Source organism: Kribbella sp. WER1 (assembly GCF_054189145.1).
In genome coordinates, this window is sequence record NZ_CM135186.1 from 5,727,479 (window position 1) to 5,741,083 (window position 13,605).

Annotated in this window: 14 protein-coding genes; 12 read left to right on the forward strand and 2 right to left on the reverse strand. The window is 68.3% G+C overall.

Going from position 1 to position 13,605, the window contains the following annotated elements; translation table 11 throughout:
* Positions 1 to 6 precede the first annotated feature (6 nt).
* Together ACXJJ3_RS27850 and ACXJJ3_RS27855 are read right to left on the reverse strand one after the other, a co-directional pair.
* Positions 7 to 1,587: an N-acyl-D-amino-acid deacylase family protein gene (locus ACXJJ3_RS27850; protein WP_458164801.1), complete on the reverse strand. Its 1,581-nt coding sequence runs from the start codon at positions 1,585 to 1,587 to the stop codon at positions 7 to 9.
* A 1-nt stretch (position 1,588) separates the two neighbouring features.
* Entirely contained in the window at positions 1,589 to 2,890 is a 1,302-nt protein-coding gene (locus tag ACXJJ3_RS27855) for an amino acid deaminase (RefSeq protein WP_458164802.1), read from the reverse strand.
* Positions 2,891 to 3,020: 130 nt separating this feature from the next.
* On the opposite strand from ACXJJ3_RS27855, the gene ACXJJ3_RS27860 reads away from it, so the two are divergent.
* The 12 genes from ACXJJ3_RS27860 (at position 3,021) to ACXJJ3_RS27915 (ending at position 13,600) form a co-directional block, all read left to right on the forward strand.
* On the forward strand, positions 3,021 to 3,983 hold the full coding sequence (locus ACXJJ3_RS27860; RefSeq protein ID WP_458164803.1) for a sugar kinase: 963 nt from the start codon (positions 3,021 to 3,023) through the stop codon (positions 3,981 to 3,983).
* The gene (locus ACXJJ3_RS27865) at positions 3,980 to 4,714 is read left to right on the forward strand and encodes an IclR family transcriptional regulator (protein ID WP_458164804.1); all 735 of its coding nucleotides are present in this window, start codon (positions 3,980 to 3,982) and stop codon (positions 4,712 to 4,714) included. The genes ACXJJ3_RS27860 and ACXJJ3_RS27865 overlap by 4 nt, the downstream gene beginning before the upstream one ends.
* 15 nt (positions 4,715 to 4,729) lie before the next feature.
* A complete protein-coding gene (locus tag ACXJJ3_RS27870) occupies positions 4,730 to 5,134 on the forward strand; it encodes a RidA family protein (RefSeq protein WP_458164805.1) in 405 nt (134 codons plus the stop codon).
* An 85-nt stretch (positions 5,135 to 5,219) separates the two neighbouring features.
* Positions 5,220 to 6,029, forward strand: a complete 810-nt coding sequence (locus ACXJJ3_RS27875; protein WP_458164806.1) for an IclR family transcriptional regulator — start codon at positions 5,220 to 5,222, stop codon at positions 6,027 to 6,029.
* Entirely contained in the window at positions 6,029 to 7,198 is a 1,170-nt protein-coding gene (locus tag ACXJJ3_RS27880) for an MFS transporter (RefSeq protein WP_458164807.1), read from the forward strand. Before ACXJJ3_RS27875 ends, ACXJJ3_RS27880 begins: the two co-directional genes overlap by 1 nt.
* A 233-nt stretch (positions 7,199 to 7,431) precedes the next feature.
* Positions 7,432 to 8,040, forward strand: coding sequence for a 50S ribosomal protein L10 (gene rplJ, locus ACXJJ3_RS27885; RefSeq protein WP_458164808.1), 609 nt, complete (start codon positions 7,432 to 7,434; stop codon positions 8,038 to 8,040).
* A gap of 66 nt (positions 8,041 to 8,106) precedes the next feature.
* Positions 8,107 to 8,496: a 50S ribosomal protein L7/L12 gene (rplL, locus tag ACXJJ3_RS27890; protein WP_458164810.1), complete on the forward strand. Its 390-nt coding sequence runs from the start codon at positions 8,107 to 8,109 to the stop codon at positions 8,494 to 8,496.
* Between the two features lie 201 nt (positions 8,497 to 8,697).
* Positions 8,698 to 9,645 carry an ABC transporter ATP-binding protein gene (locus tag ACXJJ3_RS27895; RefSeq protein WP_458164812.1) on the forward strand — a complete coding sequence of 316 codons (948 nt, stop codon included), beginning with the start codon at positions 8,698 to 8,700 and terminating at the stop codon, positions 9,643 to 9,645.
* Complete coding sequence (locus tag ACXJJ3_RS27900; protein WP_458164813.1) at positions 9,642 to 10,415, forward strand: MlaE family ABC transporter permease; 774 nt, start codon at positions 9,642 to 9,644, stop codon at positions 10,413 to 10,415. Before ACXJJ3_RS27895 ends, ACXJJ3_RS27900 begins: the two co-directional genes overlap by 4 nt.
* A 1-nt stretch (position 10,416) precedes the next feature.
* Positions 10,417 to 11,247: an MlaE family ABC transporter permease gene (locus ACXJJ3_RS27905; RefSeq protein WP_458164814.1), complete on the forward strand. Its 831-nt coding sequence runs from the start codon at positions 10,417 to 10,419 to the stop codon at positions 11,245 to 11,247.
* Positions 11,244 to 12,572: an MCE family protein gene (locus ACXJJ3_RS27910; protein WP_458164815.1), complete on the forward strand. Its 1,329-nt coding sequence runs from the start codon at positions 11,244 to 11,246 to the stop codon at positions 12,570 to 12,572. The genes ACXJJ3_RS27905 and ACXJJ3_RS27910 overlap by 4 nt, the downstream gene beginning before the upstream one ends.
* Positions 12,569 to 13,600: an MCE family protein gene (locus ACXJJ3_RS27915; RefSeq protein WP_458164816.1), complete on the forward strand. Its 1,032-nt coding sequence runs from the start codon at positions 12,569 to 12,571 to the stop codon at positions 13,598 to 13,600. The genes ACXJJ3_RS27910 and ACXJJ3_RS27915 overlap by 4 nt, the downstream gene beginning before the upstream one ends.
* Positions 13,601 to 13,605 lie beyond the last annotated feature (5 nt).

A 13,605-nucleotide genomic window follows, 5' to 3' on the forward strand; every position in this document is an offset into this window, starting at 1 on the left:
TTCCTCTCAGGAGGTTCGGCGTACGGCGCGACCGGGGCGGGCCTCGGTGCGGTGGTGGTCGTCGACGACCGGGACCCCGTTGACCAGCACGTACGGGATCCCTTCGGCCGGTTGACGGGGTTCGGGGAAGGTGGCGGCGTCGCGGACCGTGTCCGGGTCGAACAGCACCAGGTCGGCGGCGTACCCGGTCCGGATCAGCCCGCGGTCGGTAAGCCGCAGCCGCCGGGCCGGGCGGCCGGTGAGGTGGTGGATGCAGTCGGTGAGGTCGAGGACGCCGAGTTCGCGGACGTACCGGGCGAGGTAGCGCGGGAACGTGCCCCACGAGCGCGGATGCGGCTTGCCGCCGACCAGGATCCCGTCCGAGCCGCCGGTGTGCGACCGGTGCCGCATGATCGTCCGGACGTTCTCCTCGTGGCCGACGTGCTGCAGGATCGACGTCGCGAGGTCGTCGGCGAGCAGGATCTCGTAGAAGACGTCCGCCGCGGGCTTCCCGGATCGCGCGGAAAGTGTGGAAATCGTGTTTCCTACCGTTTCCGACAGCGCTTGATTGCGGACGCCGCCGATCTCGATCGTGTCCCACTCGACGACGCAGCCGTGGCAGCCGTCGGTGCCGACCTGCTCGAGTTCGTACGTGATCCGCTCTCGCGCCGCCGGGTCCCGGAGCCGGGCGAGCTGCGCGTCCGGCCCGCCCTCCGCGGTCCAGCTCGGCAGGACCGCTGACAGGGTGGTTGCTCCGGGCAAGTACGGGTAGGTGTCGGTGGTGACGTCGACGCCGGAGGCCAGCGCGTCGTCGATCATCGCGACCAGGTCGGCGCCGCGGCCGGCGTTCGGGCCGAAGTTCATCACCGCATGGGTCAGGTGCAGCGCGCAGCCGGAACGGCGGGCCACGTCGACCATCTCGGCGTACGCCTCGAGCGCGCCCTTGCCGTACGAGCGCTGGTGCGGCGCGTAGTACCCGCCGTACGACGCGACGACCGAGCACAGCTCGACCAGCTCGTCCGTGGTCGCGAACATGCCCGGCGTGTACGTGAGCCCGCTGCTCATCCCGACCGCGCCCTCGCGCAGCCCGTCGGCCAGTAGCTGCTTCATCCGCTCCAGCTCGACCTCCGTTGCGGGACGGTTGGACGTACCAACGACCATCATCCGCAACGTGCCCTGCGGGACCAGGTACGCCGCGTTGCAGGCGATGCCCTCATCGAGCCGGTCCAGGTACCCGGCGACCGTCGACCAGGAGAAGTCGAAGTCGTCCGGCTCGCCGTTCCAGCCGGCGATCTGGCGGCGGACGACGGCCCGCGTCGGGTCGTCGATCGGCGCGAAGGACAGCCCGTCCTGGCCGAGGATCTCCAGCGTGACGCCCTGGCTGACCTTCGCGGTGTGCTCGGGGTTCACCAGGATCTGCAGGTCCGAGTGCGAGTGCATGTCGATGAACCCGGGCGACAGCACCAGCCCGTCGGCGTCGATCGTCCGGTGCGCGGCCGGCAGGTCGGTGCCGATGGCCACGATCCGGCCGGCGTCGACGGCGACGTCCGTGTGATACCCCGGCGCGCCGGAGCCGTCGACGACCAGCGCGCCCGTGATGTTCAGCATCTCAGAAGAACGTCCGGACCAGGTCGACGACGACAGGGTCCGCGCCGTCGGCGTCGTCGACGACCGGGATCAGCCCCCACTTGTCGAAGGCCGTGCACGGATGCGACAGGCCGACTCGCAGTTCGTCGCCGACGACCACCGGGACGTCCCCGAAGTGCAGGAACCCGTGCTGGTCGTTGAGGTTCGTGACCGTCATGCCCGTCGCCGGCAGTACGGGCCCGTCCGCCGTCCGCGGGCGGATCAGCTGCGGCTCCGGCCAGTCCTGGTCGAACGGGAAGTCGCGGCGGCCCGCGTCGAAGATCGCCAGCCCGGGCTCGGGCTGCGAGGTGATCCGGATCCACCCGTGCATTGCGGCCACGAGTTGCTCGCCGTCGGTCCGCGGGTGCTCCCCGAGCGGCGACACCCGGCGGTACAGGCCGTCGTCGTGGGAGATGTAGGCGCCGGACCGCAGTACCACTCGCGCACCTTCGCCCGCCTCGGCGGCGAGGACCTTCGCGACCTGCTCGAAGTACTGGCTGCCCCCGGCGCTGACCACCGGTACGACGTCGGCGTCGTACAGCGGGCGCAGCCGGTGGTGGACCGCCGCCAGGTCGCGCAGGTACCCGCGGACCTCCTCGAGGTTGGCCTCGTCGACGCCGTGCCCGATCGCGCCCTCGTACCCGGCGACCCCGGCCAGCCGCAGCGTCGACGCGTCCGCGATCGCCTGGCCGACCGCCAGCGCGGTCTCGGCGTCGCGGGCCCCGGTCCGGCCGCCGATGCCGCCGACCTCGACCATCACGTCCAGCGGGCGCGCGTCCGGGCCGACGTACGCCGCCCGCGCCTCCTCCATGATCTCGACGGTGCGGACCGAGTCCGCCCACACCGACACCTCGAACGACGGGTCGGCCGCGAGCTCGTCGGCGATCCAGCGCAACTGCAGTGGGGAGATCACCGCGTTCGCGATCAGCACCCGCTGGACGCCGTACGCGCGGGCGACGCCGAGCTGGAACGCGTTCGCGAGCGTGATCGCCCAGGAGCCTGCGTCGAGCTGCATCGCCCACAGCGCGGGCGCCATCGTGGTCTTGCCGTGCGGCGCGAGCTCGACGCCGTGCCGCGTGCACCAGGTGGCGAGGGTGTCGACGTTGTGCCGCAGACCGGGTGCCGAGAGCGTCATCAGCGGCGTCGGCAGCTCGGACAGCCGGGGCCGGTCCGCGAGGATCTCGCGGACGGTCCGGCCCCAGAAGCCCGGTGGCAGCGCCTTGTCCCGCCAGCTCACCTGCTGATCGGCGAGAGCGGCGACGGCGTCGGCATCGTAAGCAGGCATCAGACCCCCTGGAGTTGGGATTGCAGAATATGCAACGCTCATTGCGTATTCTGACTCGTCGGTTGTAGCATCGCGCCCAAAGTCGCGTCAACGCACCCCCATCCCATCACTTCTCCCGCAAGGAGTGCCGATGCCCGAGACAGCCGCGATCTGCCTGGGTGAGGCGATGATCATGCTGGCGGGCGGTTCCGGCCCGCTCGCGGACGTCGAGGTGTTCCGGCGGTCGGTCGGCGGCGCGGAGTGCAACGTGGCCGGCGGACTGACCGCGCTCGGTGTCCCGACCGGCTGGATCTCGCGGCTCGGCGACGACGGCTTCGGTCAGCACGTACTGCGGGACCTGCAGGCGCGCGGCGTCGACGTCGGGGGAGTGGAGCTCGACCCGGTCCGGCCGACGGCGCTCTACGTGAAGGAGTCGGACGGCGGACGGTCCCGGATGCACTACTACCGGACCGGTTCGGCGGCTGCTGCGCTCGCACCCGCCTTCTTGGACCGTCCGGAGGTGCGTGAGCGGCTGGCGCAGGCGAAGCTCGTGCACACGACGGGTATTACCGCGGCGATCTCTGCCAGCAGCTCGGACATGCTCGAGCGGTTGGCCACCGAGCCGCGCGAGTTCCTGCTGAGCGTCGACCTGAACTGGCGGCCGGTGTTGTGGCGGGAGCGGGACCCAGAGCCGTTGTGGCGGTTGCTGCGAGCTGCTGACATCGTCCTGATCGGGGCCGACGAGGCTGAGGTCTTTGCCGGCACTGGGGATCCGGATGAGCTGTACGAGCGTCTTGGCGCCAAGACGCTGGTTGTGAAGGACGATTCGAACGCCGCGATCGTCCTGGAGCCCGCTGGTCGTACTGAGGTCCCAGCACTGTCTGTAGAGGTTGTGGAGACTGTTGGCGCGGGCGATGCGTTTGCGGCTGGCTTCTTGGCCGGGACCTTGCAGGGCCTGTCTGCTGTACAGCGGTTGCGGCTGGGGCATTTGAACGCGGCTGCTGTGCTGATCAAGCCTGAGGACCACGCACCGCCTCCTGCCGTCGCTGAGCGGGAGAGACTGCTCAACGCAACCGACGCGGTGTGGGCAGCGACGAAGATCGGTGCGGTATGAGCCAGAGCCTGGCCAGAGCGCTGCAGATCCTCACCAGCCTCGGCGAGGGCGAGCGGTCGCTGGACCAGCTCGCCGGTGAGCTCGGCGTGCACAAGACCACCGTGCTGCGGCTGTTACGCACCATGGAGGCCGACAGGTTCGTACGACGGGACGCCGCGCACAGGTACCGCCTGGGCTCGCGGCTGTTCGCTCTCGCGGACGTCGCGCGCGAGCAGCACGTCGTACGGCAAGTGGCTGCGCCGCATCTGCTCGAGCTGAACCAGAAGACCGGGCAGACGGTCCACCTGGCAGCGTGGGAGAACGGCGAGGTCATCTACGTCGACAAGCTGGACAGCGTGCGCTCGGTCCGCATGTACTCGCAGGTCGGCGTGCCGGCGGCGCTGCACTGCACGGCGGTCGGCAAGGTATTACTGGCCGCGCAGCCGAAGCGTCAGTGGGAGGCCGTGCTGGCCACGCTCGACTACAAGGCCTACACGCCCAACACGATCACCGACGCCGACCGGTTGCGGGAGGAGCTGGTGGTCACCAAGGAGCGCGGCTGGGCGCAGGACCGGGCGGAACACGAGTCGTTCATCAACTGCATCGGTGCACCGCTCAAGGACGCGACCGGGCGCGTCGTCGGGGCCGTGTCGTTGTCCGTACCCGACGTACTGCTGAACTATGAACAGGTGCTCGAGCTGCTCCCCGAGCTGCTCGCCACCGCACAGGCGATCAGTGCCGACTACAACTGAGAGGTGTCAGACCTGATGTCCGACAAGAGCGCAGTCTCCACCACCGACGCGCCGCCGCCGATGCCGGTGTTCTCGCAGGGCGTCCGCAAGGGCAACATCCTGCAGGTGTCCGGCCAGGGCTCGGTCGACCCGGCCAGCGGCGACTTCGTGTTCGCCGGTGACGTGAAGGGCCAGACCACCCGGGTACTGCAGAACATCGAGGCGATCCTGAAGGCCGGCGGCGCGAGCATCGACGACGTGGTGATGCTGCGCGTCTACCTCACCCAGCGCGAGGACTTCGGCGCGATGAACGAGGCGTACGCCGAGTTCGTGTCGACCCGGACGCCGAGCGGCGTACTGCCGTCGCGGACCACGGTGTTCACCGGGCTGCCGCTGCCGGACATGCTCGTCGAGATCGACGCGCTCGCCGTCCTGAGCTGAGCCGTTTCCTCCGAAGCCCGGGCCCGGAGTGGTCCGGGCTTTGGACTGCCTGGAGCGTTCCCGTATGGCGGGATATGGTTTCGGCATGCAGGAAGCGCGCGGGTCGGTCCAGTCGATCGACCGGGCTGTGGCGATCCTGCGGTGCTTCGACGCACGGACGCCGGATCTCGGCATCAGCGATCTGGCCCGGGCGACCGGGCTGTCGACGAGCACCGTGCATCGGCTGCTGCTGGCGATGCAGGAGAACGGGCTGGTCCGCCAGACCGCGCACAAGCGGTACGCGATCGGGCCGTTGGTCGTGCAGCTGGCGCACAGCGGTGGGATTCCGGCCGGGCTACGGGACGCCGCGCTGCCGGTGCTCCGTGCACTCCGCGATGACACAGGGGAGACCGCGGCCGTGCACGAGCTGTTGCCGTCAGGGCAGCGTGTCGTGCTCGACCAGGTCGAGAGCTTCCACCAACTGCGCCGTACCTACACGGAGTTCGGTCTGCCGGTCGCGTTGCCGCTGGGTGCGCCGGGGAAGGCGTTGCTGGCGTTCCTGCCGGTCGAGCGGCAGCAGGACGTGCTGAAGGGCCCGCTGGAGCAGGTGCAGCCGGCCACCATCACGGATCCCGGCGTACTCGCGGAGCAGTTCGCGGACATCCGCCGGCGCGGGTACGCGATGTCGCGCACCGAGCGGACCGAGGGGATCTGCAGCGTTGCTGCGCCGGTGTTCGGCTACTCCGGTGCCGTCACTGGCTGTCTGAGTGTGTCCGGCCCCGAGATGCGGATGCCGGTGGAGCGGATGGAGGAGTTCGGGATGAGGGTCGCCGCGGGTGCCTGGTCGGTGTCGGAGTTGCTGGGGGCCACCCCGGCCGCCCGGGATCGCAGTACGGCGCTGGCCGGCGGCCGGTGATGTCACAGGCCCGGACCCTCTGGAAGATCGCACCGGCCGTCTATCTGCCCGCCCTGCTGTACGGGATCGGGCAGGGCGCTATTGCGCCGGTGGTCGCACTGTCGGCCACGCACCTCGGCGCCTCCGTTGCTGTCGCCGGGCTGGTCGTAGCGGCTGCCGGGCTGGGCCAGGTGATCGGTGACATCCCTGCTGGTGCGCTGACGAACCGCATTGGTGAGCGCAAGGCGATGTTGGGCGCCACCGTGTTCGTGGCGTTCGCCCTGGCCGCTTGTTTGGTCGTTCCGAACGTGTGGGGCCTGGCTGTCGCAATTGGCTGCACTGGGCTCGCCGGTGCGGTCTGGGGCCTTGCCAGGCAGGCGTATCTGAGCGAAGCGGTCCCGATCGAGCTCCGGGCGCGGGCGTTGTCCACGTTGGGCGGCGTACAGCGGATCGGCTCCTTCATCGGCCCGTTCCTCGGCGCGGGCGCGATGAAGTTCCTCGGTACGGACGGTGCGTACTGGGTGCACCTGGTAGCCGCAGTACTTGCGTGTGGCGTGCTGTTGAGCCTGCCGGACGTGGAGCACCGGCGCGGGCGTGGTCCGGTCGCTGCCCAGTCCACCTGGGCGGTCATCCGCGACCACTTCCCGGTACTGCGGACCCTTGGCGTCGGGGCGTTGCTGGTGGGCGCCGTACGGGCGTCGCGCCAGGTCGTGATTCCGTTGTGGGCATTGCACATTGGGCTGGATGCGCAGACGACCAGTGTGATCTTCGGGCTGTCCGGGGCGGTGGACATGCTGCTGTTCTATCCGGCGGGCTCGGTGATGGACCGGCTCGGGCGGAAGTGGGTCGCCGTACCGTCGATGCTCGTACTGGGGCTGGCGCATCTGCTGCTGCCGTTGACGCATACGACGGCGACGCTGACCGCGGTCGCGTTGCTGATGGGGATCGGGAACGGGTTGGGAGCGGGGGTGATCATGACGCTCGGCGCGGATGCGTCGCCGCCGGTGGGGCGGGCGCAGTTCCTGGGGGCGTTCCGGTTGTTCGCCGATACCGGGAACGGCGCGGGGCCGTTGCTGCTGGCGGGGGCTACGGCGTTGCTGGGGCTGGGGCCGGCGATCGTGATCATGGCGGGCACGGGATGGGCCGCGGCGACCGCGATGCACCGCTGGATCCCACCGCACCCGACGTAGGTCGTTACTATCCCGCTAAGCCCGATTTGCTTTAGTGCCAACTGTAGAGTCACACTGTCTACTGCCGAAGACCGCTGGTTGCTGCCCTAGGTAGCTGAAGGTCCCACTCAGGTGGGCGGCCCGCGCAGGTGACTTGGACAGTGACACAGTATGTTTCACACCCTTGCGCCTGCGCAGGGGTGTTTCTTCTTTTCAGGGGTCCGAGGCGTGGAAGCCGATAGAAGGAGACCCCCATGGCGAGGCCGGACAAGGCAGCCGCTGTCGCGGAGCTGACGGACGAGTTCCGTAGTTCCAACGGCGCCGTGCTGACCGAGTACCGCGGTCTCACCGTCGCGCAGCTCAAGCAGCTTCGAGTTACGCTCGGTGACGACGTGAACTACGCCGTGGTGAAGAACACGCTGACCAAGATCGCGGCCAAGGACGCCGGCGTCGACTCGTTCGACAGCCTGCTCGAAGGCCCCTCGGCAATCGCCTTCATCAAGGGCGACCCGGTGGTTGCGGCCAAGGGTCTGCGGGACTTCGCCAAGGCGAACCCCCTTCTCGTCATCAAGGGTGGAGTGCTGGACGGTAAGGCACTCGGCTCTGACGAGATCAGCAAGCTCGCTGACCTGGAGTCGCGTGAGGTCCTCCTCGCGAAGCTCGCAGGTGCGATGAAGGCGGCTCCGCAGAACGCGGTGTCGCTGTTCGCTGCTCCGCTGTCGCAGGCCGCGCGCCTGTTCGCGGCGCTGCAGGACAAGCTACCGGCCGACGCTGCTCCGGCAGCGGTCCAGGACGAGGTCCAGGACACGGTCGAGGCACCTGCCGAGGCGAGCACCGAGGAGACCGCCGCAGCGGACAGCTGAGGCATCTTCACCGCAACACCCCATCAGTGATCACCAAGCAACATTTTGTCAGGAAGGACCGCCATCATGGCGAAGCTCAGCACCGAAGAGCTCCTCGGCCAGTTCAAGGAACTGACCCTGCTGGAGCTGTCGGAGTTCGTTAAGGCGTTCGAGGAGGAGTTCGGCGTCACCGCCGCCGCCCCGGTCGCCGTTGCCGCCGTCGGTGCCCCGGGCGCCCCGGCTGCCGCCGAAGAGGCCGCGGAGCAGGACGAGTTCGACGTCGTCCTCGAGTCGGCCGGCGACAAGAAGATCCAGGTCATCAAGGAGGTGCGCGGTCTCACGAGCCTCGGCCTGAAGGAGGCCAAGGACCTCGTCGAGTCGGCGCCGAAGCCGGTTCTGGAGAAGGTCGACAAGGCTGCCGCGGAGAAGGCCAAGGAGGCCCTCGAGGGCGCCGGCGCCACCGTCACGCTGAAGTGACCTCGCTTACGTTCCGTTCCGGGACGTAACGAATGTATTGAGAAGGGCGGTCCCTCAAGGGGGGCCGCCCTTCCTGCATTTCCGGATGGCTACTATCGCAATCGCTTGACTTCCAGGGGTTACGCAAAACCGTACTCGTGCGTAACCTAGGCCACTGCCCCGTCGTTGGGGAGCAGCAGACATCCCGTGTGAGGAGGGCCGGTGGGCGTAGAAGTCCGCGTCGAGGGTCTCACCAAGTCCTTCGGCAGCCAGCTGATCTGGGGCGACGTGTCCCTGACCCTGCCGGCCGGTGAGATCTGCGTGATGCTCGGTCCTTCCGGTACCGGCAAGTCCGTGTTCCTGAAGACGCTGATCGGTCTGCTGAAGCCCGACAAGGGCCACGTCTACATCGAGGGCACCGACATCGCGACCTGCAGCGAGCGCGAGCTGTACGACGTGCGCCGGCTGTTCGGGGTGCTGTTCCAGGACGGCGCGATGTTCGGCTCGATGAACCTCTACGACAACGTCGCGTTCCCGCTCCGCGAGCACACCAAGAAGTCCGAGTCCGACATCCGCTCCATCGTGATGGAGAAGATGGAGATGGTCGGCCTGGTCGGCGCGGAGAAGAAGCTGCCCGGCGAGATCTCCGGCGGTATGCGTAAAAGAGCCGGCCTGGCCCGGGCGCTGGTCCTGGACCCGCAGATCCTGCTGGTCGACGAGCCGGACTCCGGCCTCGACCCGGTCCGTACGTCGTTCCTGAACCAGGTGATGATCGACCTGAACGAGGCGTTCAGCCCGACGTTCCTGATCGTCACCCACGACGTGAACACCGCGCGGACCGTCCCGGACAACATCGGCATGCTGTACCACCGGCACCTGGCGATGTTCGGGCCCCGGGAGATGCTGCTGTCCAGCGAGGAGCCGGTCGTCCGGCAGTTCCTGAACGCGCAGATGGTCGGCCCGATCGGGATGTCCGAGGAGAAGGACGCCGAGGAACTGGCGGCCGAGGCCGGCCAGGAGCTGCCGCCGCTGCCGCCGATCCCGATCCAGCAGCTGCCCAGCAGCGGCATGCTCCGCCCGACCCAGCGTCCGCCGGGTGAGTGGTGCCGCGAGAACGGTGTCACCCCGCCTCCGGGTTCGTTCGCGACTGCGACGGTGGGGGCGCGGTGACCGTATCCGCCACCGCCCCGCTGAAACATGCGGGGTCGCTGTTCGCCTTCGCCCTCGACACGTTCCGGGCCATGTTCCGGCGGCCCTTCCAGCTGAAGGAGTTCCTCCAGCAGGCCTGGTTCGTGGCGAGCGTGACGATCATCCCGACCGCGCTGGTCGCGATCCCGTTCGGTGCGGTGATCGCGCTGCAGGTCGGCGGGCTGATCAAGCAGTTCGGCGCGCAGGCGTTCACCGGTTCGGCCGCGGTCCTCGCGGTGGTCCGGGAGGCGTCGCCGATCGCGACCGCCCTGCTGATCGCCGGCGCGGGTGGCTCCGCGATCTGCGCGGACCTCGGTTCGCGGAAGATCCGCGAGGAGCTGGACGCGATGATGGTGCTGGGCATCGACCCGATCCAGCGCCTCGTCGTACCCCGGCTGCTGGCCACGATGCTGGTCGCGTTCTTCCTGAACGGTTTCGTCAGTGTGGTCGGCGTGATGGGCGGCTACGTCTTCAACGTCGTCCTCCAGGACGGCACGCCGGGCAGTTACATCGCCAGCTTCACCGCGCTCGCGCAGCTCCCCGACCTGTGGCAGGGCCAGGCGAAGGCGCTCGTGTTCGGGGCGATCGCCGCGATCGTGGCGGCGTACAAGGGAGTCAACGCGGGCGGCGGGCCGAAGGGCGTCGGCGACGCGGTGAACCAGTCCGTCGTGATCACGTTCATGCTGCTGTTCGTCGCGAACTTCTCGATGACCGCGATCTACTTCCAGCTCATTCCGCCGAAGGGGGCCTGACGTGTCGGCCCTGGTGGACACCCTGATCAAGAAGCCGCTGAGCGGGCTGGACCATCTCGGTGAGCAGCTCGCCTTCTACATCAAGGCACTGGCCTGGTCCGGCAAGTCGATCACCCGGTACCGCAAGGAGATCCTGCGGCTGCTGGCCGAGGTGACGCTCGGCACCGGGGCGCTCGCGGTGATCGGCGGCACCGTCGGCGTGATCACGTTCCTGGCGTTCTTCACCGGTACCGAGGTCGGCCTGCAGGGGTACTCGGCGCTGAACCAGATCGGCACGTCGGCGTTCGCCGGCTTCGTGTCGGCGTACATCAACACCCGCGAGATCGGCCCGCTGATCGCCGGGATCGCGCTCGCCGCGACCGTCGGCTGCGGGTTCACCGCGCAGCTCGGCGCGATGCGGATCAGCGAGGAGATCGACGCCCTCGAGGTGATGGCGATCCCGTCGCTGCCGTTCCTGGTCACCACCCGGATCATCGCCGGCCTCGTGGCCGTGATCCCGCTGTACGTCGTCGGTCTGCTCGCGTCGTACTTCGCGACCCGGCTGACCGTGACGACGTTCTACGGGCAGAGCACCGGCACGTACGACCACTACTTCCACCTGTTCCTGCCACCCGGGGACGTGCTCTGGTCGTTCGGCAAGGTGCTGGTGTTCTCGGTGCTGGTGATCCTCGTGCACTGCTACCACGGGTACCACGCGACCGGCGGCCCCGCGGGCGTCGGCGTCGCCGTCGGCCGGGCCGTGCGTACGTCGATCGTGGTGATCAACGTCGTCGACCTGCTGCTCTCGATGGCCATCTGGGGTACGACGACCACGGTGAGGCTGGCCGGATGACCCGACTCATTTCGCACAAGGTGCTGGGCGTCCTGTTCATCGGCGTCCTGGTCTTCCTGCTCTGGCTGACGTACGCGTTCTACGCGAAGGTCTTCACCAAGACCGTGAACGTCGAGCTGAAGACCAGCCACATCGGCCTGCAGCTGAACGAGCACGCGGATGTGAAGCTCCGCGGGATCATCGTCGGCGAGGTCCGCAAGGTCTCCACGAACGGCGACGAGGCGACCGTCGATCTGGCGCTGAAGCCGGACCAGGTGGACGAGATCTCGGCCGCGGTCAGCGCCCGGATCCTGCCGAAGACGCTGTTCGGCGAGAAGTACGTCGCGCTCGTGCCGCCGAACGGCCCCGAAGGCGCGCACATCAAGGCCGGCGACGTCATCCAGCGGGACAAGACCGCGGTCGGCATCGAGATCGAGAAGGTGCTGAACGACGCGCTGCCGTTGCTCCAGGCGGTCGACCCGGCCGACCTGAACGCCACGCTGAACACGCTGGCCACCGCGCTCGAGGGCCGCGGTACCGAGATCGCCGGCACGCTGACCCAGCTGGACGCGTACCTGAAGAAGCTGAACCCGAGCGTCCCGAAGCTGATGGACGCCCTCGCCAAGCTCACCCAGGTCTCGGACATCTACGGCGACGCGACGCCCGACCTGGTCCGCGCGCTCCGCAACCTGACCATCACCGGCAACACGGTGGTCGAGAAGCAGAAGCAGTTGCAGTCGTTCTTCGTGGACGTCCAGCAGTTGTCCACCACCGGCGACGCGTTCCTGAAGGCGAACGAGGACCGGGTGATCCGGCTCGGCCAGGTCAGCCGCCCGGTGCTCGACCTGCTGGAGAAGTACGCGCCCGAGGTGCCGTGCTTCCTGCAGGTGATGGCCGACACCGCCCCGATCCTGAACGACACGTTCCGCGACGGCCGGCTGAACATCAACCTCGAGCTGATCACCAACCAGCCGACGCCGTACGAGCCGAACGAGAAGCCGGTGTACGCCGACCACCGCGGCCCGACCTGCGTCGGCCGGAACTACAGCGTCCCCGGCGAGAAGCCGGGCCCGTACACGCAGCAGAACCCGGCGCCGTACGTGACCGGTGACGACGGCGTGATCGGCGACCACAACAAGAACCAGCGCTTCCCGGTGAACCTGAAGCTGAACAGCGCGATGCCCGGTGCCGCGATGGACACCCAGGGCGTCGGTACGCCGGCCGAGCAGTCGGTGATCGACTCGGTCGTCGGGCCCGCGATGGGCGTGCCCGCGAACGACGTACCGGACCTGACCACGCTGATCGTCGGCCCCCTCCTCCGCGGCGGGCAGGTGAACCTAAGGTGACCTTCTTCGACAAGAAGACCACGTTCGACACCGTGCGGCTCGGGATCTTCGTGGTGGTGACCACGATCGCGACCGCGCTGCTCGCGGTGACGATCGGGAACATCAGCTTCAACTCGACCACGAAGTACCGCGCGGTGTTCACCGACGCGGTCGGGCTGAACCAGGGCGACGACATCCGGATCGCGGGCGTCAAGGTCGGGCAGGTCGACAAGATCCAGCTCTACCAGGACAAACTCGCGATGGTGTCGTTCAGCGTCGACTCCGACCAGGTGCTGGACGCCTCGACGCACGCGACGCTGCGGTACCGGAACCTGGTCGGCAACCGGTACATCGCGCTCACCGACGGCGTCGGAGGTGGTCCGCGGCTGAAGAAGGACGGCATCATCCCGAAGGAGCGGACGACGCCGGCGCTGGACCTGTCGGTGCTGTTCAACGGGTTCAAGCCGCTGTTCACCGCGCTCACCCCGAAGGACGTCAACCAGTTCGCGTTCGAGGTGATCAAGGTGCTGCAGGGGGAGGGCGGCACGATCGAGTCGCTGCTGGCCAAGACCGCGTCGCTGACCACCACGCTGGCGAACGCCGACCAGGTGATCGGCGACCTGATCACGAACCTGACCTCGACGCTGCAGATCGTCTCGCAGCGGCAGCAGAACTTCTCCCAGCTGCTGGTCAACCTGCAGCAGTTCATCACCGGCCTCAGCCAGGACATCAACCCGATCCTGAGCTCGCTGACCTCGATCAACTCGCTGAACACCAAGACGGCCGGCCTGCTGCAGCAGACCCGGGTGCCGATCAAGGCCGACCTGGACAAGCTCCGTACGGTCGCGAGCACGCTCGACGACACCCAGTCGATCTGGGTGAAGACGCTGCAGTTCATGCCGCAGAAGCTGAACACGATGACCCGGACCGCGTCGTACGGCTCCTGGTTCAACTTCTACCTGTGCAACTTCGACGGCAACGTCACGCTGCCGATCGGCACCCGGATCCCGGTGGCCTACGACAACAACTCGGCGAGGTGCTCCAAGTGACCCCC

What these genes read in the sequence shown, in the direction of transcription:
- ACXJJ3_RS27850 (WP_458164801.1), bottom strand. Translation starts at nt 1,587, where the DNA reads ATGCTGAACATCACGGGCGCGCTGGTCGTCGACGGCTCCGGCGCGCCG.
- ACXJJ3_RS27855 (WP_458164802.1), bottom strand. Translation starts at nt 2,890, where the DNA reads ATGCCTGCTTACGATGCCGACGCCGTCGCCGCTCTCGCCGATCAGCAG.
- ACXJJ3_RS27860 (WP_458164803.1), top strand. Translation starts at nt 3,021, where the DNA reads ATGCCCGAGACAGCCGCGATCTGCCTGGGTGAGGCGATGATCATGCTG.
- ACXJJ3_RS27865 (WP_458164804.1), top strand. Translation starts at nt 3,980, where the DNA reads ATGAGCCAGAGCCTGGCCAGAGCGCTGCAGATCCTCACCAGCCTCGGC.
- ACXJJ3_RS27870 (WP_458164805.1), top strand. Translation starts at nt 4,730, where the DNA reads ATGTCCGACAAGAGCGCAGTCTCCACCACCGACGCGCCGCCGCCGATG.
- ACXJJ3_RS27875 (WP_458164806.1), top strand. Translation starts at nt 5,220, where the DNA reads ATGCAGGAAGCGCGCGGGTCGGTCCAGTCGATCGACCGGGCTGTGGCG.
- ACXJJ3_RS27880 (WP_458164807.1), top strand. Translation starts at nt 6,029, where the DNA reads ATGTCACAGGCCCGGACCCTCTGGAAGATCGCACCGGCCGTCTATCTG.
- rplJ (WP_458164808.1), top strand. Translation starts at nt 7,432, where the DNA reads ATGGCGAGGCCGGACAAGGCAGCCGCTGTCGCGGAGCTGACGGACGAG.
- rplL (WP_458164810.1), top strand. Translation starts at nt 8,107, where the DNA reads ATGGCGAAGCTCAGCACCGAAGAGCTCCTCGGCCAGTTCAAGGAACTG.
- ACXJJ3_RS27910 (WP_458164815.1), top strand. Translation starts at nt 11,244, where the DNA reads ATGACCCGACTCATTTCGCACAAGGTGCTGGGCGTCCTGTTCATCGGC.